The organism is Roseateles puraquae (genome assembly GCF_002205845.1).
Classification (GTDB): Bacteria; Pseudomonadota; Gammaproteobacteria; order Burkholderiales; family Burkholderiaceae_C; genus Pelomonas; species Pelomonas puraquae.
Genome location: NZ_NISI01000019.1, coordinates 1 through 19231, shown reverse-complemented (window position 1 = coordinate 19231; position 19231 = coordinate 1). Strand labels below are relative to the sequence as shown.

The window sequence follows — 19231 nt, the reverse complement described above, 5'->3', positions numbered from 1 at the left end:
AGCCTCAGATCGAAGCGCTCTGCAGGTCGGGGGAGCCCGCCGCACGAGGCCGCGCCGCGCGGATGCCAGCCAGCTTGGTGCGCTTGAGCATCAACGCGTTGATCGCGACGATGGCCGAGCTCCCGGACATGGACAACGCGGCGATCTCGGGCGACAGCGTGAACGGATACAGCACGCCGGCAGCCAACGGGAAGGCAATCAGGTTGTAGCCCACGGCCCACCAGAGGTTCTGGTGCATCTTGTGCAGCGTCGCACGCGACAGTTCGATCGCGCCGACAACGTCGAAGGGGTCGCTCTTCATCAGCACGACCTGCGCGCTTTCCATGGCGACGTCGGTGCCGGCGCCGATGGCGAAGCCGACGTCGGCTTGCGTGAGCGCCGGGGCATCATTGATGCCGTCGCCGACCATGCCGACCTTGTGGCCCTGGGCTTGCAGCTCCTTGATTTTGGAGGCCTTCTGGCCAGGCAAAACGTCGGCCAACACGATGTCGATGCCGAGTTCCTTGCCGATGCGTATGGCAGTAGCCTGGTTGTCGCCCGTGATCATGGCGACCTTGACGCCGCGCTCCTGAAGCTTGGCAATCGTGGCCTTCGACGTAGGGCGTACGGCGTCGGCAATCGCAATCAGTCCGATCAGGCGTCCGGCGCGTGCCACATGGACGACGGTGCGCCCGCCGCCTTGAAGGCGAGCCGCCTCGGCAGCCAGTTCGGAGAGATCGATCCGCTCGGCTTCCATCAGCTTGCGATTGCCCAAAAGCACGACTTCGTCGCCGATCTGGGCGCGCGCACCCTGGCCGTCAATATTGGTAAATGCGCTCGCGGTCTCGGCGATGTCCGGGCCGGCGCGCTTGAGCACGGCCAGTGCCAGCGGGTGCTCGGAGAATTTTTCCACCGCAGCAGCGGTCCCGAGCAGTTGTGTCTCGGTCACACCCGATGCGGGAACCATCTCGACGACGTCGGGCTGTCCGAGCGTCAGCGTGCCGGTCTTGTCGAAGACCACGACCGTCAGCTTGGTCGCGTTCTCCAGCGCGGCGGCGTTCTTGAATAGGATGCCGTTCATTGCCCCCAGGCCGGTACCGACCATGATGGCCATCGGCGTGGCCAGGCCGAGCGCGTCGGGGCAGGCGATGACGAAGACCGTGATCGTCAGCGTGAGCGCGAACAGCAGCGGCTGGCCAAGCACCCAGAACCAAACGGCGAAGGTGGTCAGGCCGATCGCGATCGCCGCCAGCACGAGCCACTGCGAGGCCTGGTCGGCAAGCAACTGGCCCGGTGCCTTGGAGTTCTGCGCCTCCTGAACCAGCTTCACGATCTGCGCCAACGCAGTGTCGGCGCCGACCTTGGTTGCCTGATAGCGGAAGCTGCCGCTCTTGTTGATCGTTGCGCCGATCACCGCGTCGCCGACCACCTTCTTCACCGGCATCGATTCGCCCGTGAGCATCGATTCATCGACCTGCGAAGCGCCGTCGGTGATCTTGCCGTCCACGGGGATCTTGTCACCGGGCTTGATGACCACCGTTTCGCCGACCAACACGTCGGAAGTGGGAACCTTGGTCTCGGCGCCGTTTCGCATCACCGTCGCCATCGGCGGAGCGAGGTCCATCAGCGCGCGGATTGCGTCGGAGGCGCCAGCTCGGGCCCGCATCTCAAGCCAGTGGCCCAGCAGGATGAACACCAGCAGCACCGCGGCCGCCTCGTAGAACACCTCGCCCCGGTAGAAAAAGGTGGCGCCGACACTGAAGACATAGCCGGTGCCAACCGACAGCACCACCAGCGTCGCCATGTTGGCGACCCGGTTGCGTGCCGCCCGCCAGGCAGCCACGAAGAACGGCCAACCGGGATAGGCGATCGCTCCGGTCGCGACGACGAAGAGGAACAGGTTCCGGTCCATCCCGAACGGCGTCGCGAAGTCGCCAAACATCTTGCCCATCGGCGAGTAGAGGAATACCGGGATCGCAAAGGCCAGCGCCACGAAGAAGCGCTTGCGCATGTCGTTCGCCATATCCTGCATCGACATGCCCGGCGCGTGGCCCATGTCGTGCATCATGTCGCTCATCGCATGCGCGTCGCCATGTCCCGAATGGTCGGCGTTCGCCCCGTGTCCAGGATGTTCTGCATGCACCGGTGTCGACGGGGGAGCGTGGCCCGCGTGCGCATGCCCCTGATGCTCAGAGTGGGCGGCGAGGTCGCCATGGTCGTGGCCGGCATGATCAACTGGTGGACAGACGTGAATAGGCCGCATCTCTCCGCGGCAGTGATAGCCACAGTCGACGATGTGTCGCTGTATTTCCTGCAGCGTGACGAGTGCTTCGTCGTAGTGGACTGTGGCGCTTCCGGCGACGTAGTTCACGTCGGCGTGATGAACGCCGGGCAATGCCGCGAGCTTGCGCTGCACGCCGGCAGCACTGAGGCTCGAGACCAGTTCGCCGACTTCTACGGTGCTTGTCTTCATGGGTGGTCCTTGAAAATTTCTTCAGCGGGCCAAACGACCCGCCTCCAGGCAATCGGGCGAAAACTCGAACACGATGTCGGTGTCCGGACGAACGAGCTTGTCCTTGCGGCCGGCGTAGTGCAGCCGCGAGAGAACGTCGCGAATCAAGTTGAGCCGGGCCAGTCGCTTGTTGTCTGCGCGAACGACGCGCCAGGGCGCGACCGCGGTGTGCGTCCGCGTGAGCATGGTGTCGCGCGCCTCCGAGTACGCCCGCCAGTGTTTGACCGCTACGGCATCGATCGGGCTCGACTTCCATTGTTTGAGCGGGTCGCGCTGCCGGTCCTCCAGTCGGCGGATCTGTTCCTTTTTGCCGATGTCGAGGTAGTACTTGAGCAGCTTGATGCCAGACCCGACGAGCATTTCTTCGAACTTGGGCACCGAGCCCATGAACTCCTCATGCTGGTCGGGCGTGCAGAAGCCCATCACGTGTTCGACGCCGGCCCGGTTGTACCAACTGCGGTTGAACAGCACGAGCTCTTCGGCCACGGGAAGGTGCGGTACGTAGCGCTGGAAGTACCACCCCCTGCGCTCACGGTCCGAGGGTTTGCCGAGCGCGACGACACGGGTCTCGCGCGGGCTGAGATGCTCGACGAAGCGCTTGATGCTGCCGTCCTTGCCAGCGCCGTCACGACCCTCGAGAAGGATCAGGATGCGGTCGCCGCATTTGATGAAGTGGCGCTGCAATTTCACGAGTTCGACCTGCAGCATGTGCAGCTGCGCTTCGTAGTCTTCCTGGCTGATCGATCGCGTGACGGCCTCGTCACGGTCGGGTTCCGGGGTGCCGTGGCGGGCCTTCTTCGTGTGCTCTTTCTTGGTCTTTGCCATGAAACCTCCCTCAGGCAGCGGCGTGCGCACCGACGCGCCGAGGCGCTGACACGGTGGGCAGATGGGTTTGCGGGCTCGGCCTTGCGAATGCGGGAACGTCCGCAGCGCGTACGGCCCCAAAACATCCGTAGGCTGCAGCAAGGTACGGCGTGTGGGTATTGCAGGAGCGTGATCCGATCTTCATCTCAGGAGTCTCGACGCAGGCTGGAAAGAGACGGGAAGAAGCGAGGCGTCCGGGCAGCGTAGGCATCGAACTCGGCACCGAATTGCCTGCGCATGTCCGTTTCCTCGTTGATCGCCAGCCGCGAATACATCACGACCAGGAACGGGAACATCAGCAAGGTCAGCAGCGTCGGCCACTGCAGCAGGAAGCCCAGCAGGATGGCGACGAACGCCACATACTGCGGATGCCGAATTCGAGCGTAAAGGCCGCTGACGGCGAGCACTCCGCGTCGCTGAGCCTGGTACAGCACGTTCCACGCGGCAGACAGCAGCCAAAAACCGCCGCCGATGAAGATGTAGCTCGCGATGTGCAGCGGGCCGAAGTGCGGGTCTCCTTTTTCGCCGAGCAAGGTGGACCAGAGGTGACCGCTGTTGTGAGACAGGAGATCCAGGTTCGGATAGCGCGTTTGCAACCATCCTGACAGCAGATACAAGGTCAGCGGGAAGCCGTACATCTCGACGAACAGCGCCACAATGAAGGCCGCGAACGTGCCGAAGGTCCGCCAGTCGCGCGAGGTCTGAGGTTTGAAGAAGCTGAAGGCGAACATGATGAAGATCGCCGAGTTCATGATGACAAGCAGCCAGAGGCCGTAGCCAGGGGCGTCGTGATTCATTTGTGTTCTCCGTGATGTGTCTCTGGACCGTGCCGATTCGGCTGCTGGCCGTCAACGGCTCGGCCGCGGCGCATCACTACATGAGCCACCGTGCATCCAAGAAGCAGGATGAGTGGGAGCGCGCTCAAGTAGTGGGCACGATGCTCTGTGACCAGCATGTAGAGGCTGGCCACAGCGAACATCAGAAACCCCACGAACCAGCGGGAACGCCAGAAGGACGGGATGTCCCCTGTGCTGCGATGAGGCGTCGTGCGTTGCGTGGTCATTTGGATGCCTCGGGCATCCGGTCCATCATCATTTGCATCATGGACTGCCTCATGTCCATGCGCATTTCCATCATTTGCTGGCGCGCTTCGGGGCTCGCGGGCGGGCGGTTGCTCCTCAGGCCTTGCATCATGCTCATGCTGCTTTGCATGAGCTTCATGTGCTCTGCCATCAGGGCTTGGCGTTCCTGGGGAGTCTTCGCAGCCAATAGCCTGTCGTGCATGGCGTGCATCGACTGCATCTGCTCAGCCATGCCCACGGTGCTAGGGATGCGCTGTGCGGGTTGTGCAGCGGAAGCAGCGCTGGCGGGGTGATGGGCCTGGTGATCCTCCTGCGCGGCAGCAGACACTGCGAACAGGATCAGGCCGCAAGCGAGTGCGGCGGGACGTGAAAGAACCATGGAGCGCTCCTCGAGTCAGGGAGGGAACGAAGTGATGCGTTGCGAAATGCGCGTCAATCGACTTGCAATCACAACTCCGTAGTTGGGTACGGAGTCAATGCATGGGCAGACGGAAGCCTTACGGCTCCGTTCCGACGCGGACTCAGAGGGGCTATAGCGCCAAGCGCGTGAACAACAACCGCGGTGGCGGGGTTGGGGGCGGCAGCGAGCGGATGCTGTAGACGTCGACTATCGGGTCCATCGCCGGTATTGCTGACCAAGGTTCGAACGACGATGCCGGAGCACCTACCAGATCGAATGTGAGGGTCAAAGGCTTCTGAACGGGCGACTGCTTGGCGCCGTCGCAAACCTTGAGGCAGGCCGCCTTTGACGAATCGGCGTCGTGATGATCGCTGTTTGCGCCATGCTCATCTTCGACATGACGATGAGCGGCGTTCTCCATGTGTTGGCGGTGCTCATGAACCCCTTCAGCTTCGAGCAGACAGGCATTTGCCATGCTCGCCGCGAAAGAGAACAGCCAAGCCCCGAGCACCACCCAGATGGTGGTGCGCATGAGTCTGGGGCGGATGAAGCTGCGCATTGGGTTGAGCACCTACGATTGCGGCCCATGCTATCGCTGGAAAACCGTGTGATGTTGATCCCGATCAAGCTTGTCAGTTGTCGCCTACCGAGTGCGGCCCTATTCTGCGAAGGACATGAAGAAAGCTGTACATGCAGTGGAGGCTGGTGATCGGATGACCGTTGGCCGTTTGGCCAAGGCGGCTGGCGTCGGTGTCGAGACGATCCGCTACTACCAGGGGCGCGGACTGCTTCCGATTCCCAAGTCAACCGATGGGTTCCGGCGATACCCGGCATCGATGATTGAACGGATCGGGTTCATCAAGCGGGCACAAGGTCTGGGTTTCTCGCTGGATGAGGTGGCGTCTCTCCTCGATCTCGAAGATGGGCGCAACCGCCGAGCGATACAAAGCGTGACCCGCAAGCGACTCCAGCAGATTGATGAGAAGCTGGGCGATCTCCAGCGCATGCAGTTGGCGCTGCGTGATCTGCTGGATCAATGCGAAGCCACCGGGCATGCGCATCCTTGCCCGATCATTGCTGCGCTGCTTAGGACCGCTGCGCAGTCGCCGGACGCTTCGCGCGCCTGAATCGTCAGGTGGGCGGTCGCTGCAGCACTCTGGCGCGCCTGCGCGGCAGAGTGCAACGGTCAACGACGGTGGAGAGCTGAATTCAGCTGATCGGCCACTTCAGCCCAATCGGCATCCTGCGCAATGAGGTCGCGGAGCAACTGGGCCTGTGCGGCGGTCCAAAAGCCGGCATCTTCAAGTCGCGTCCCGGCTGCGAGAGGGGAGTGGCGCTCGATAAAGCCGCTGATAGATGCCAAATCTGCGGGCAATCCAAGTTGGGAGAACAGTTCCGACAAGCGATGAAACGGCTTTTCCATGGAGTGATTCTGCCCTGGCAATGGTGCGAACGCGGCGCTTTCAGCTTGGTGTGTTCAGTTCGTTGCACGCAATCCCGGGTGGCTGCTCCTCGATGGCGAGTTGCACGAAATTTGACATGACGCAAGCCGCTCTGGATCGTCGGTGATTGATACTTGCGAGGCAACTGCTCCAGAACCATGTTTTTGTTCCGCCAACGCTACCGACTGCGCAGCTGGACCTTCGGGGTTCTGCTGGTATGGCTGTTCGGGCTTGGCCTCGGGGTGGCAAACGCCTGTTTGGCGGCGCAGCAGATTGCGGGGCGGAGCGAATCGCTGACCGCAGTCGCTGCTGGTACCGATGCCAGTCCTGCATCCATGGTTGCAGATTGCAACCACCATCACGCCGCGGCTGGTGCTGTGGGTGGTCAGGAGCATGCTGCCAAGTCGAGTTGCGAGAGCTTTTGCGAGCGGGCTGGTGCTTCCACTCTGCCGCAAAAGGCGTTCGGTGATTCACTGCAATGGATCGCCCTGCCTGCTGTCGCTCTGGTGCCGAGTCTTCCAGCGCAATCGGATGAGCCACTGTTGCTGGAATTGCCCCGTCGCGATGGCGCGAAGCCTCCGCCTATTCCCATCGTCTTTCTGCGGCTGGCCCTATAGCGCGTCAGCGCCCGAGTCGGCCCTCATGGCCGGTCTTGCGGCCCTGTCCATCTATGCGCGACGGTGCCCGTCAGTGTGACGGTGCAGCCCGCGGTTTATCCAACCGGCCCTTAGCCCGGCAGCCGCCTTGGCCAGCTGGCACTCCTCGGGGCAAGGAGATGATGAATGACGATCGGGATTTCAGGAAATACACGTGTCGGCCGGACATTGCGGTCTGCCGCAATGGGCGATGCCGCCCCAATCCGTCGCATCCTTTTCGCAGCGATGCTGGCCATGTCGGCCGTCAACCCCGTTCAAGCGCAGGATGTTTCCTTGGGCAGCGACGTCCAAGGCCTACTGACCTTTGCTCGCCAACAGAGCCCCGAGTTACGGGCCATGCGGGAGGAGGCCGAGGCGGCTGCCCAGCGGGTCACGCCCGCCGGGGCGCTGAACGATCCCGTGCTGCGCGTCGAGCTGATGAACGTCAACAACTACGGGCGTGACGCGGCTCCGAGTCTGCTGCCCTCCAAGGTAGGCGAGACGAAGTACACGCTGATGCAGCAATTGCCGCTGTGGGGCAAGCGTGAGCTCAAGCGTGATGCTGCTGCTGCGGACGCGCTCCAGGCCGAGGCCCGAGCCATTGCAGTCTGGGCAGAACTGGCGGCGCGCATCAAGGCCACGCACGCGGAGTCCTTCCGCGCGGCCGGCAACGAACGGCTCGCAAAGGAGCAACTCGGGTTGATGACGCGGATCGAGCAAGTCGCCCAGGTGCGCTATGCCAGCGGGCTCGCCCCTCAGGCGGATGCCATTCGAGCCCAGTTGGAACAGACGGCGATGCGGTCCGAATTGATCATGCTGGATAGCGAGAAGCGTCAGATCAACGCCCGCTTGAACGCATTGCTGGCCCGCGACAGCAGCGCGCCGTTGGCTGACGCCGTGACGCTGAGGGTCTTGCCAACGCTTAGCACAGCCGACGCTTCGGCACTGGCTGAGCGAGCTCGCAGTACAAATCCGCAGATCCAGGCCGAACTGGCGCGGGTTGCCGTGGCGCAGAAGACGCGTGATCTGGCGCAGCGCAATCGCTACCCCGATCTGACTGTCGGAATTTCACCGTCGCAGATGGGCTCCCGCATCACGACCTGGGGCGTCATGGTCGAAATGAACATCCCGCTGCAGAAGGAGGCCCGACGCGGCGAGCAGCGTGAGGCCGATGCCATGGCGGCCGCGGCGAGGTCGAAGGTGGAGGCCTTGCAGTTGCAACTGGTCGGGGACCTGGCCGCGAACATCGCCGGCCTTGAGGCCTCGCATCGCAACGAGCAGCTCTTGACGACGCAGTTGCTGCCTCAGTCCGAACTCGGATTTCGATCTGCGCTGGCGGCTTATGAGAGCGGCAGGACGGAGTTCTCGATGGTGATCGAGGCACAACGCCAGATCCGCAAAGCCAGACAGGAGATTCTGAAGTCGCAGGTCGAGGCGCAGATGCGCCTGGCCGAGATCGAACGCATTGTTGGAGAAGATCTGTGAAGACCACCTCGACCGCGCTTTTCATCGCTTTGGCCGCCGTTATTGGCGCAGGTGGCTACTGGCTGGGCGCCAAATCGGGCCGAGTGGCCTCATCCCAGGGCGCTGCCGAATTAGCCAGTACGACGACTGCGCCGAAGGCGCGCAAGCTGCTGTACTACCGCAATCCCATGGGACTGCCCGACACATCACCGGTTCCCAAGAAGGATCCGATGGGCATGGACTACGTGCCGGTCTATGACGGCGAGGAAGATGTGGCGGCCACCCCGGGTCAGGTGCGCTTGAGCACCGAGAAGGTCCAGAAGCTGGGCGTGCGGACCGAGCCGGCCGCCTTGCGTCCACTAGGGAAGACCATCCGAGCCGCTGGGCGCATCGAGCCGGACGAGCGCCGCACCTACGCTGTCACCGCGAAGTTTGAGGGTTACGTCGAGCGCCTGCATGTGAACGCCACGGGGCAGGCGGTGGCAAAGGGCCAGACACTGTTCGAGGCCTACAGCCCGGAACTCTCGTCGGCGCAGCGCGAATACGTGATCGCCATGCAAGGGCTGGAAGCCATGAAAGAGGCCGGCGCGGAGGCGCAGGCGGGCATGCGCCAATTGGCCGACTCCAGTCTGGCGCGCCTGCGCAACTGGGACCTGTCGCCGCAACAGATGGCGGCGCTTACGAAGTCCGGGCAGGCGAAGCGCAGCGTCTCGTTCATCTCGCCGGTGGCGGGTATCGTGTCCGAGAAGAAGGCCCTTCAGGGCATGCGGTTCATGCCCGGCGAGATGCTTTACCAGGTCACCGACCTTTCGGCGGTCTGGGTCATCGCCGATGTTGCCGAACAGGACATTGCGCTGGTGAAGACTGGCGCCAAGGCCCGCGTGACCGCGACAGCCTATCCAGGTGAGGTCTTCGAGGGGCGGATTGGCTATGTCTATCCGACGCTCAAGGCCGAGACCCGCAGCGTGCCGGTGCGGATCGAACTGTCCAATGCGGGCCAACGGCTCAAGCCGTCGATGTTCGCCCAGGTGGAGTTGGGCGCGAGCGCGAGCGCGCCGGTGCTCACGGTGCCGGACTCGGCAGTGATCGACTCTGGCACCAGGCGCATCGTGCTGGTCCAGGCGGGGGAAGGTCGGTTCGATCCGCGCGAGGTCGAGATCGGGGACCGAGCAGACAACTACGTCGAGATCCGCAAGGGCGTGCGTGAAGGCGAGGCGGTCGTTGTGGCCGCGAACTTCTTGATCGACGCTGAGAGCAACCTCAAGGCTGCGGTTGGGGGTCTCGGCGGACATGCTGGCCATGGCAGCCCGGCCGCGGGGGCGGCAGCGCCTGCGAAGGTTGCTCCGGCCGTTATCGGCCACAAGGCTGAAGGGACGGTCGACAGCGTCGACGCGCGCAGCGGCATGTTGACACTGAGCCACGGCGCCGTGGCGACGCTCAAATGGCCAGCGATGACGATGGAGTTCAAGACCGCCAATCCGTCGTTGCTGGCTGGCCTGAAGCCTGGGTTGCCCGTGCGCTTCGAGTTCGTCGAGCGACAGCCAGGGGAGTTCGTCGTGACGTCGATCACGCCCTCAGCAGCATCCGGCAGGGCCGTGACGCCGTCGCTAGACGCGAACAGCCCGTCCCATTCCGGCCACTGAACGGAGGCCCCATGCTTTCCAAAGTCATTCAGTGGTCCGGCCGGAACCCATTCCTGATTCTGCTGGCGACGCTGTTCGTGGTGCTCGGGGGTGTCCTGGCTGTGCTCAAGACGCCGCTCGACGCCTTGCCCGACCTGTCGGACGTGCAGGTCATCGTCTACACCGAAGTTCCCGGCCAGGCGCCCCAGGTCGTCGAGGACCAGGTCACCTATCCGCTGACCACCGCCATGCTGGCGGTGCCGAAATCCAAGGTCGTGCGCGGCTTCTCGTTCTTCGGCGCGTCCTTCGTCTACGTCATCTTCGAGGATGGCACCGACATCTACTGGGCGCGCAGCCGTGTGCTGGAGTACCTGAACTTTGCCGCCAGCCGGCTGCCCAAAGGTGTGTCGCCGGCTCTGGGGCCCGACGCCACGGGCGTCGGCTGGGTCTACCAGTACGCGCTGCTGGCCAAGGACCGCACGCTGGCCGAGTTGCGGACCATCCAGGACTGGTATGTGCGCTATCAGCTCACAAAGGCCCAGGGGGTCGCGGAGGTCGCGTCGCTCGGGGGGCATGTGCAGACCTACCAGGTCACCGTCGATCCGCTGAAGCTGAAGAGCTACGGCATTCCGCTGATGAAGCTGTCGCAGGTGATCCGGGACTCCAACCGCGACGTGGGTGGCCGCGTCGTTGAGATGGCCGAGACCGAATTCATGGTCCGGGGCAAAGGCTATCTGCGCGGACGCGATGACATCGAGCGGCTCGTGCTGAAGAGCGAAAGCGGCACCCCTGTACTTGTCCGCGACGTCGCCCGCGTGGAGATGGCGCCGGATGAGCGGCGCGGCCTGTCTGAACTTAACGGGGAGGGCGAGGTTGTCTCGGGCATCGCGATGTCTCGCTTCGGGCAGAACGCGCTGGAGGTGATCCACAACCTCAAGGCCAAGGTGGCCGAGATATCGGCCGGCCTTCCGGAAGGGGTGTCGATCCAGGCGGTCTACGACCGCTCGGACCTGATCCACAGGGCAATGGACACGCTCAAGCGGACGCTGGTCGAGGAAAGCCTGATCGTCGCAGCCGTCTGCGTCATTTTCCTGATGCACGTGCGCTCGGCACTGGTGGCGATCCTGATGCTGCCGGTGGGTGTGCTGATCTCCTTCAGCGCAATGAAGCTGCTCGGCATGAACTCGAACCTGATGAGCCTGGGCGGCATCGCGATTGCCATCGGGGCGATGGTGGACGCGGCCATCGTGATGATCGAGAACGCTCACAAGCACCTCGAGAGACTGCAGCCTGATCACACGCTGCGTCAGCGTGCCGACGCGATGCTCGAGGCTTGTCAGGAAGTCGGGCCGGCGTTGTTCTTCTCGCTGCTGATCATCACGGTGTCCTTCCTGCCCGTGTTCACGCTGGAGTCCCAGGAGGGGCGCCTTTTCTCGCCGCTGGCCTATACCAAGACCTTCTCCATGGCGGGCGCGGCGCTGCTGTCCGTGACCCTCGTGCCGGTGCTGATGATGCTGTTCATCCGCGGGCGGATCATGCCGGAGGCGAAGAACCCGCTGAACCGTTTCATGATCTGGGCCTATCGCCCCGTCATCGCCGGCGTGATGCGCTGGAAGATGTTGACGATCGCGCTCGCGCTGATCGCGCTGGGGCTGACCTGGTACCCCGCGTCCAGGCTGGGCAGCGAGTTCATGCCCACGCTCAACGAAGGCACGCTGCTGTACATGCCGGCCTCGCTGCCCGGCATGTCCATCACCAAGGCCGCCGAGGTTTTGCAGACCCAGGACAAGATCATCAAGAGCTTTCCCGAGGTTGAATCGGTCTACGGCAAGGCGGGGCGCGCGAACACGGCAACCGACCCTGCGCCGACGGAGATGTTCGAGACGGTCATCAACCTGAAGCCGCAGGAGCAGTGGCGGCCGGGCATGACAACCGACAAGCTGATCGCCGAGATGGACAAGGCGCTGCAGTTCCCCGGTGTGTCCAATGCATGGACGATGCCGATCAAGGCTCGCATCGACATGCTGTCCACCGGCATCCGTACGCCGATCGGCATCAAGGTGTTCGGAAAGGATCTCGGCGAGATGGAGCGCCTTGCCAAACAGATCGAGGCTGTCGTCAAGACGGTGCCGGGCACGACCTCGGCCTTCGCCGAGAGGCTGACGGGCGGCAGCTATCTCAATATCGAGCCTGACCGTGAAGCACTGGCCCGCTACGGACTGTCGGTTGGCGAATTGCAGGACGTGATCGGCAGCGCCCTAGGCGGCGAGATGGTGACGACAACAGTGGAGGGGCGTGAGCGCTTCGGTGTCACGGTGCGTTATCCGCGCGAATTGCGCACCCACCCCGAGCAGATCGAGCGCGAGGTGCTGGTGCCGACGATGGGCGGTGCGATGGTGCCCCTGGGGCAGGTCGCCAAAGTGACTGTGGCGCGAGGCACGCCGGGCATCCGTACCGAGAACGCGCTGCTTTCGGCCTACATCTTCGTCGACATCCGGGATCGCGACATCGGCTCTTATGTGGCCGACGCGCGCAAGGCCGTCGCCGACCAAGTGAAGTTCCCGGCGGGCTACTACATCACTTGGAGTGGTCAGTTCGAGTACATGGAGCGTGCGGTCGAGAAGATGAAGATCGTCATTCCGGTGACGCTGCTGACGATCTTCCTGCTGCTCTATCTGAACTTCAAGCGCCTGACCGAGACGCTGATCGTCATGCTGTCCGTGCCCTTTGCACTGGTGGGTGGTGTTTGGCTGATGTGGTGGCTCGGGTACAACCTGTCCGTGGCCGTTGCGGTGGGCTTCATCGCGCTGGCGGGCGTTGCTGCCGAGACAGGCGTGGTGATGCTGATCTACCTGGACCACGCTTGGGCGGAGGCCCAGGAACGTTGCCGGCATGAAGGACGCGCGCCCCAGGCCGTGGATCTCTATGCTGCCGTCATGGAGGGCGCAGTGGAGCGCGTACGGCCGAAGATGATGACTGTGGTGGCCATCATGGCGGGCTTACTGCCGATCATGTGGGGCACGGGTACCGGCTCGGAGGTGATGAGCCGCATCGCGGCGCCGATGGTGGGGGGGATGATCTCGTCCACCATCCTGACGCTGGGCGTCATTCCCGCCCTGTACGCCCTAGTCAAGCAGCGCCAGCTAAAACGCGATTCGAGGGTTGGCCATGATGATCCTGGAAACACGCTCCAACGAATGGCATAGCGATTCTCAGCAGGCGCGCCGCTACGGCTATCAGGAGCTGGCTTCCGAACTCGCTGGCCCAAGCATGGCACGCAGCCAGCCCGACGCCCGCGATTGGCGAGCGTAGAGCTCTACCCGCCAATCCTGTGCAGGGGCTGATCGCCACGTCCCGGTACGCACGGCCGCGCGCCGATGTCCATTGACCCAAGCAGCGCCACTTCATACCGTGTCGCCCACAGCCTACCCCATGCCTGCCATGCAATTCAGTCTCTCCTGGCGCAAAGCGCTGCTGCTCATCTACCTGACCTGTTCTTTGGCATGGATGGGCGCGATCGCTGCCTACCTCATCCTGGCACTCAAGGGGCTGTCGGGCACCACGGAACTCGGAACACGCGCAGCGTATCTAGGCATGCAGGACGTCGGCTGGACGGCCGTCGTGCCGCTGGGGTTTGCCTCCGTGTTGACGCTCGCGGTGAACTGACCCACGTAGCCGGGTGATGCTCGCGCAAAACTGACCCACGCAAAACACACTGACCTGCTCAAGGAACGAGCAGGGGAAGCAGGAGTGATCAGCGTGGGCATGTTGGCAAAGATCCGACGAATGCACCTGCGAGATGGACTGTCCATCCGCGAGGTGAGTCGTCGCGCCGGGTTGTCCCGGAACACCGTGCGGCAGTGGTTGCGCCAGGAAGGCGTGACCGAACCCAAGTACCCCAAGCGAGAGACCGCCAGCGCGGTGGACGCTTGGGCTGAGCATCTGGCGTCGGCGCTCAAGGCCGACCAGCACCGGCCGGTGCGCGACCGGCGCACGGTCAAGATGCTGTTCGAGCAGATATGCGCCCTAGGCTACGCCGGCAGCTATGCCCGCGTGACCCGCTGGGTGCGAGGCTGGCGTGCCGAGCAGGACGCAGCACCACGGCGTGCAGCCTTCGTGCCGATGAGCTTCGAGCTAGGTGATGCCTTCCAGTTCGACTGGAGCTGCGAGTACGTCTTCGTGGGCGGCCTGCGCCGACGGCTGGAGGTCGCGCACACCAAGCTCGCCAGCAGCCGGGCCTTCTGGCTCACGGCCTACCCGACGCAGGGCCACGAGATGCTGTTCGACGCTCACGCACGCGCCTTCCAGGCGCTGGGCGGTGTGCCGCGTCGAGGCGTGTACGACAACATGAAGACGGCCGTGGACAAGGTCGGCATCGGCAAGCAGCGCTCGGTCAATGCCCGCTTCCAGGCCATGTGCTCGCACTACCTGTTCGAGCCCGAGTTCTGCAACCCGGCCTCGGGCTGGGAGAAGGGCATCGTCGAGAAGAACGTGCAGGACCGCCGACGCCAGGTCTGGCGCGAAGCCAGCGAGCGGCGCTGGCCGGACCTGGCCACGCTCAATACCTGGCTCGCCGAGCGCTGCCGCGCCTGCTGGGCCGAGACCGCTCACCCCGAGTGGCCAGCATTGACCGTTGCCGACGTGCTGCAGGAAGAGCAGGCGCGGCTGATGCCTTGCCCCAAACCCTTCGACGGCTACGTCGAGCAACCCGTACGCGTCTCCGCGACAGCGTTGGTGCACTTCCAGCGCAACCGCTACAGCGTGCCGACGCGGCACGTGAACGCCGTGCTCAGCCTGCGAGCCTACCCCGACACCCTGGTGTTGGTGGCAGACGGCGTCGAGGTGGCGCGGCACACCCGCAGCTTCGAGCGCGACCTGACCTTCTACGACTGGCAGCACTACATCCCGCTGGTGCAGATCAAGCCTGGTGCGCTGCGCAACGGCGCACCCTTCAAGGCGATGCCCGAGGTGCTGCAAACGCTGCAGCGCCACCTGCTGCGCCACGCGGGTGGCGACCGCGTCATGGCACAGGTGCTGGCGGCCGTGCCGGTGCATGGCCTGGAAGCCGTGCTGGTGGCAGCAGAGATCGCACTGGAGGCGGGGCGCCCCAGCGCCGAGCACGTCCTCAACGTCCTGGCCCGGCTCAAGGACGGCGCGCCAAGCTTGGACGAGCTCAGGGCGCTGATGCAGCCCGCGCCGGCGCTCAAGGAAGAGCCCCGCGCCGACGTGCAGCGCTACCACACGCTGCGCACACCCCAGGAGACCAGATCATGAGCACCGAGATCGTGACGCGCCTGAAGGCGCTCAAGCTGCACGGCATGGCCTCCAACTGGCCGGAGCTGCTCGCCCATTGCCGCCACGCGGCGCTGGAACCCGAGCGGCTGATCGAACAACTGCTGGACGCCGAGGGCGCCGAGCGCAACGTGCGCTCCATCGCGTACCAAATGACGGCAGCGCGCTTCCCCGCGCACCGCGACCTGGCGAGCTTCGACTTCGCAGCCAGCGCGGTGGACGAGGTGCTGGTGCGCACGCAGCACACCACCCAGTTCACCGAGGCCGCACACAACGTGGTGCTGATCGGCGGGCCAGGCACAGGCAAGACGCACCTGGCCACGGCGCTCGGGATCGAGGCCATCCAGCGACACGGCAAGCGGGTGAGTCGTGTGCTGATCATTCATCTTCATGCTGATGCTGCTGCCGTTCCAGTTTGTCTGGGGCGCGGCGGCTGGCTACTGCGCGCACGAACAGGGTGCCGCTGTAAAGCACTTCGGTCACCACGTTCACAAGCACCCAGGGAAGTTGCTCAAGGCATCTGATCAATCTTCACCGGACAAGAAGGCGTTTGCCGGTGACGATGATTCGGATTGCGCCAGCTGTCATCTGGGTTGCGTAAATCCTGTGATGCAGAACTCCATTGAGTTCGCACTCCCCGCGGGCAAGCCGCTCCTTGCTGCGCCTCGCGGCCGACACTCGCTGCACATCCCGTACGCGATAGAACGCCCCAACTGGACTCTCGCCGCTTGATTCGGCGAGACCGTCCCTCACGCACCCCACTTATCGCGTAAAGCCGACCTCTCGCCGAATTCTTCCGGTTTGTTGTTTTCCACAACGAGGAGAGTTCGATGCGATCGAAGACGCTGGCTTATGCCATTGGGATGTCATGCGCCACCTGAATCGCCCCGGGTCCAGTAGACACCTTCGAGCCTCAAACTGAGGCCCAATCGGAGGCGCCATGCAAAGCAAGCAACCCTACCCAGAAGAATTCAAGATCGAGGCGGTCAAGCAGATCACGGAACGAGGTCACCGGGTGGCCGACGTGTCGGCGCGGATCGGTGTCAGCCAGCACAGCCTGTACAAGTGGATCAAGGCGTACTCGGCGCCGGCCGCCGAGAGGCTGGCTCAGGTCTCGCAGGCCGAGGAACTGCGGCGCTTGAAGGCCGAGTTGCGGCGCGTGACCGAGGAGCGCGACATCCTAAAAAACGGCCATCGTGGCGCGGCCCCGTCCCAGTGGACAGAAACACCGAGCTACCTACACTGACCCAGTCGGACCGTGGCCGTCAGCTTTTTGGAGGCTCTCGTCCCCGTCAAAAAACGTGGCCCCTGGGGATCATGCGGACCCAGCTGTGGTGGCGCCTTGTGCGACCCCGATTAGGAAAGTGATTGACCCGCTCCCCTGTCCGGCGCTTTGCCAACAGGAGGTTGCCATGTCCAAAGTTGGAAAGACGCTCGGACTGCCGATCGTCAACTCCAGAGCCGCCGGCATCGACATCGGTGCGCGTATCCAGGTCGCCGCCGTAGCACCCGAGCTGAGTGACGATCCGGTCCGAACGTTCGGGAGCTTCACTGCCGATATCGAGGCGATGGCCAACTGGCTTGTCTCAGTGGGCATCACGACCGTGGCGATGGAATCCACGGGCGTGTACTGGGTGCCGGTCTATGAGATCTTGGAAGAGCACGGCCTGACCGTTGTGCTTGCCAACGCCCGTGACTGCAAGGCAGTTCCGGGCCGCAAGAGCGATGTCAACGACGCCCAGTGGTTGCAACGGCTGCATGCGTGCGGACTGCTGCGCCCGAGCTTCCATCCGGCCCGGGACATCGCGGCGCTGCGAGCCTACATGCGGATCCGAGACCGCCATCTCGAGTACGCGGCAGCGCACATGCAGCACATGCAGAAGGCGCTGACGCTGATGAACCTTCAGCTGCACCATGTGCTCAGCGATATCAGCGGCGTCACCGGCCTGAAGATCATCCGGGCCATCGTGGCAGGCGAACGGGATCCCGACGTCCTTGCGTCCATGCGTGACGTTCGCTGCCGTGAGAGCCTGCTGACCATTCGGTCTGCATTGGTGGGCAACTACCAGCCTGAGCATGTGTTCGCGCTGTCTCAAGCGCTTGCGCTGTTTGATTCCTACCAGGATCGCATCGCTGACTGCGATCGGCAGATCGAGAGCTCGTTGCGCCAGCTGAACGTCGGTCGGCCTGAGCCAGAGACGAAGCTGGCGGCGCCGCGTACCAAGACCAAGCAGGCCAACGCCCCGAAGTTCGATGTGCGGGCCATGCTGTACCAGCTGACAGGCACCGACCTGACCGCTATCCACGGGCTCGGCCCCAGCATCTCGCTGTCATTGATTGCCGAGTGCGGTACCGACCTCAGCAAGTGGCCCACCGAGAAGCACTTCACCTCGTGGCTGTGTTTGTCGCCGGGATGCAAGATCAGCGGGGGCAAGGTGCTCTCCGCCCGCACCCGCAAGAGCTCCAGCCGCCTCGCATCGCAGTTGCGCCTCGTGGCCGTCAACGTCGGCCGCACCGAGACGGCCCTCGGCGCGTTCTACCGCCGCTTGGCTGCGCGGATCGGCAAGGCCAAGGCCGTGACCGCCACGGCGCGCAAGCTCGCCATCCTCTTCTACCGCGCGATGCGCTTCGGCATGCAGTACCAGGACCCTGGAGCCGACCAGTACGAGCAACGGTACCGAGAACGCGTCGTCAAGCAACTTGAGCGACGCGCTGCGCGCTTTGGCTTCGCACTGCAGCCAGTCGAGGAAGGTGTTTCTTAGGAAGGCCGCCGCGTACTTTGCCAAGCAGTCCGGGTGAGGTACGCGTTCATCAAGGCGCACGAGGCCCAGCACAGCGTTCGGCGCATGTGCAAGGTCATGCAGGTGCACCCCAGCGGCTACTACGCGTGGAAGGCCGAACCGCAGAGTGCGAGGGCCAAGGATGACCAGCGTTTGAGCGGTCTGCTCAAACAGGCTTGGCTGGAGAGCGGCGGCGTGTATGGCTATCGCAAGCTGACGCTGGACATGCGCGACCTTGGCGAGCGCTGCGGCAAGCACCGCGTGGCGCGGCTGCTCAAGCTCGAAGGGCTACGCTCGCAGACCGGCTACAGGCGCCGGCCGGGTGCGCGCGGCGGCCAGCCTGCTGTGGTCGCACCGAACCATCTGCAGCGCCAGTTCACGGTGGCCGAGCCCAACCAGTCGTGGGTGACCGACATCACCTACATCCGCACGCACGAGGGCTGGCTGTATCTGGCGGTCGTGGTGGACCTGTTCTCGCGCCAGGTCGTGGGCTGGTCGATGGGCAGCCGCATCGACACCGGCCTGGTGCTGGATGCACTGCTGATGGCGTTATGGCGGCGCCAGCCAAAGCAGACCGTCACGGTGCACTCGGACCAGGGCTGCCAATTCACCGGCCATGAGTGGCAGGCGTTCCTGCGCGACCACAACCTGGTCAGCAGCATGAGCCGGCGCGGCAACTGCCACGACAACGCCGTGGCCGAGAGCTTCTTCCAGTTGCTCAAGCGCGAGCGCATCCGCCGCCAGGTCTACGCCACGCGCAACGATGCCCGCGCCGACGTCTTCAACTACATCGAGATGTTCTACAACCCCAAGCGGCGCCACGGCACCGCCGGCGACACTTCGCCGGTCGAGTTCGAACGACGCCATTCCCAACGGCTCACTGGTGTCTAGGAGAACCGGGTGTTGATTTCCTCCGAAACCTGACCCACCTCTCACACTGATTTCCGTCCAAACCTGACCCACGTATCAACCTAGCCTGCCGCAATTTGCGGCAGGAGCACTGGAGTGATTGACGTGGCGACACTGAGTGTCATCAGGCGGTGGGCCCTGCGCGAGCAGCTGTCCATCCGCGAGATAGCCCGACGCACCGGCCTGTCTCGCAACACCATCAGGAAGTACCTGCGCAGCGGCGACCAAGAGCCGACCTACGCCAAGCGGG

Annotated in this window: 15 protein-coding genes and 3 pseudogenes; 11 read left to right on the top strand and 7 right to left on the bottom strand. The window is 63.9% G+C overall.

Going from position 1 to position 19231, the window contains the following annotated elements; translation table 11 throughout:
* Nucleotides 1–4: 4 nt before the first annotated feature.
* From CDO81_RS25810 to CDO81_RS25785, 6 genes are all read right to left on the bottom strand, one after another.
* Entirely contained in the window at nucleotides 5–2452 is a 2448-nt protein-coding gene (locus tag CDO81_RS25810) for a heavy metal translocating P-type ATPase (protein ID WP_088486139.1), read from the bottom strand.
* Between the two features lie 21 nt (nucleotides 2453–2473).
* Nucleotides 2474–3316, bottom strand: coding sequence for a polyphosphate kinase 2 (gene ppk2, locus CDO81_RS25805; protein ID WP_088486138.1), 843 nt, complete (start codon nucleotides 3314–3316; stop codon nucleotides 2474–2476).
* 185 nt (nucleotides 3317–3501) lie between these two features.
* Entirely contained in the window at nucleotides 3502–4152 is a 651-nt protein-coding gene (locus CDO81_RS25800; RefSeq protein ID WP_088486137.1) for a methyltransferase family protein, read from the bottom strand.
* The gene (locus tag CDO81_RS29000; protein WP_277596081.1) at nucleotides 4149–4334 is read right to left on the bottom strand and encodes a DUF2933 domain-containing protein; all 186 of its coding nucleotides are present in this window, start codon (nucleotides 4332–4334) and stop codon (nucleotides 4149–4151) included. Before CDO81_RS29000 ends, CDO81_RS25800 begins: the two co-directional genes overlap by 4 nt.
* An 80-nt stretch (nucleotides 4335–4414) precedes the next feature.
* Nucleotides 4415–4816, bottom strand: coding sequence for a hypothetical protein (locus CDO81_RS25790; protein WP_088486135.1), 402 nt, complete (start codon nucleotides 4814–4816; stop codon nucleotides 4415–4417).
* A gap of 151 nt (nucleotides 4817–4967) precedes the next feature.
* Nucleotides 4968–5369, bottom strand: a complete 402-nt coding sequence (locus CDO81_RS25785; protein ID WP_144397411.1) for a hypothetical protein — start codon at nucleotides 5367–5369, stop codon at nucleotides 4968–4970.
* 142 nt (nucleotides 5370–5511) lie between these two features.
* Between CDO81_RS25785 and CDO81_RS25780 the strand changes: the two genes are divergently transcribed.
* Complete coding sequence (locus CDO81_RS25780) at nucleotides 5512–5964, top strand: MerR family transcriptional regulator (protein WP_088486186.1); 453 nt, start codon at nucleotides 5512–5514, stop codon at nucleotides 5962–5964.
* Nucleotides 5965–6023: 59 nt separating this feature from the next.
* Here the strand turns inward: CDO81_RS25780 and CDO81_RS25775 are convergent, their stop codons facing one another.
* Nucleotides 6024–6260: a DUF2789 domain-containing protein gene (locus tag CDO81_RS25775; protein WP_088486133.1), complete on the bottom strand. Its 237-nt coding sequence runs from the start codon at nucleotides 6258–6260 to the stop codon at nucleotides 6024–6026.
* Between the two features lie 177 nt (nucleotides 6261–6437).
* Here CDO81_RS25775 and CDO81_RS27865 point away from each other — a divergent pair, with 177 nt between their 5' ends.
* The 10 genes and pseudogenes from CDO81_RS27865 to CDO81_RS27855 all read left to right on the top strand — a co-directional run.
* Nucleotides 6438–6896: a hypothetical protein gene (locus CDO81_RS27865; RefSeq protein ID WP_144397410.1), complete on the top strand. Its 459-nt coding sequence runs from the start codon at nucleotides 6438–6440 to the stop codon at nucleotides 6894–6896.
* A gap of 165 nt (nucleotides 6897–7061) precedes the next feature.
* Complete coding sequence (locus CDO81_RS25770; RefSeq protein ID WP_241517162.1) at nucleotides 7062–8399, top strand: TolC family protein; 1338 nt, start codon at nucleotides 7062–7064, stop codon at nucleotides 8397–8399.
* On the top strand, nucleotides 8396–10021 hold the full coding sequence (locus CDO81_RS25765) for an efflux RND transporter periplasmic adaptor subunit (protein ID WP_088486131.1): 1626 nt from the start codon (nucleotides 8396–8398) through the stop codon (nucleotides 10019–10021). Before CDO81_RS25770 ends, CDO81_RS25765 begins: the two co-directional genes overlap by 4 nt.
* A gap of 11 nt (nucleotides 10022–10032) precedes the next feature.
* A complete protein-coding gene (locus tag CDO81_RS25760) occupies nucleotides 10033–13206 on the top strand; it encodes an efflux RND transporter permease subunit (protein ID WP_088486130.1) in 3174 nt (1057 codons plus the stop codon).
* A 235-nt stretch (nucleotides 13207–13441) separates the two neighbouring features.
* On the top strand, nucleotides 13442–13666 hold the full coding sequence (locus CDO81_RS25755; RefSeq protein ID WP_158218434.1) for a hypothetical protein: 225 nt from the start codon (nucleotides 13442–13444) through the stop codon (nucleotides 13664–13666).
* Nucleotides 13667–13759: 93 nt separating this feature from the next.
* Nucleotides 13760–15274 (top strand): IS21 family transposase, encoded by a 1515-nt coding sequence (gene istA, locus CDO81_RS25750; protein ID WP_088486185.1) that lies wholly within the window; start codon nucleotides 13760–13762, stop codon nucleotides 15272–15274.
* Nucleotides 15271–15657 (top strand): annotated as a pseudogene (locus CDO81_RS25745) (ATP-binding protein); the annotation flags it as partial. The gene istA and the pseudogene CDO81_RS25745, both read left to right, overlap by 4 nt.
* A 575-nt stretch (nucleotides 15658–16232) precedes the next feature.
* Nucleotides 16233–16490: pseudogene (locus CDO81_RS25740) on the top strand (transposase); the annotation flags it as partial.
* 214 nt (nucleotides 16491–16704) lie between these two features.
* Nucleotides 16705–18963 (top strand): annotated as a pseudogene (locus CDO81_RS29340) (IS3 family transposase).
* A 114-nt stretch (nucleotides 18964–19077) separates the two neighbouring features.
* The coding region (locus CDO81_RS27855) for a helix-turn-helix domain-containing protein (RefSeq protein WP_144397409.1) at nucleotides 19078–19231 on the top strand (154 nt) is incomplete at its 3' end.

Bases quoted from the DNA above. Each gene is read 5' to 3' on its own strand.
- CDO81_RS25780 (WP_088486186.1), top strand. From the start codon at position 5,512: ATGAAGAAAGCTGTACATGCAGTGGAGGCTGGTGATCGGATGACCGTT.
- CDO81_RS27865 (WP_144397410.1), top strand. From the start codon at position 6,438: ATGTTTTTGTTCCGCCAACGCTACCGACTGCGCAGCTGGACCTTCGGG.
- CDO81_RS25810 (WP_088486139.1), bottom strand. From the start codon at position 2,452: ATGAAGACAAGCACCGTAGAAGTCGGCGAACTGGTCTCGAGCCTCAGT.
- CDO81_RS25775 (WP_088486133.1), bottom strand. From the start codon at position 6,260: ATGGAAAAGCCGTTTCATCGCTTGTCGGAACTGTTCTCCCAACTTGGA.
- CDO81_RS29000 (WP_277596081.1), bottom strand. From the start codon at position 4,334: ATGTTCGCTGTGGCCAGCCTCTACATGCTGGTCACAGAGCATCGTGCC.
- CDO81_RS25755 (WP_158218434.1), top strand. From the start codon at position 13,442: ATGCAATTCAGTCTCTCCTGGCGCAAAGCGCTGCTGCTCATCTACCTG.
- ppk2 (WP_088486138.1), bottom strand. From the start codon at position 3,316: ATGGCAAAGACCAAGAAAGAGCACACGAAGAAGGCCCGCCACGGCACC.
- CDO81_RS25770 (WP_241517162.1), top strand. From the start codon at position 7,062: ATGACGATCGGGATTTCAGGAAATACACGTGTCGGCCGGACATTGCGG.
- CDO81_RS25800 (WP_088486137.1), bottom strand. From the start codon at position 4,152: ATGAATCACGACGCCCCTGGCTACGGCCTCTGGCTGCTTGTCATCATG.
- CDO81_RS25785 (WP_144397411.1), bottom strand. From the start codon at position 5,369: ATGCGCACCACCATCTGGGTGGTGCTCGGGGCTTGGCTGTTCTCTTTC.
- CDO81_RS25760 (WP_088486130.1), top strand. From the start codon at position 10,033: ATGCTTTCCAAAGTCATTCAGTGGTCCGGCCGGAACCCATTCCTGATT.
- CDO81_RS25790 (WP_088486135.1), bottom strand. From the start codon at position 4,816: ATGGTTCTTTCACGTCCCGCCGCACTCGCTTGCGGCCTGATCCTGTTC.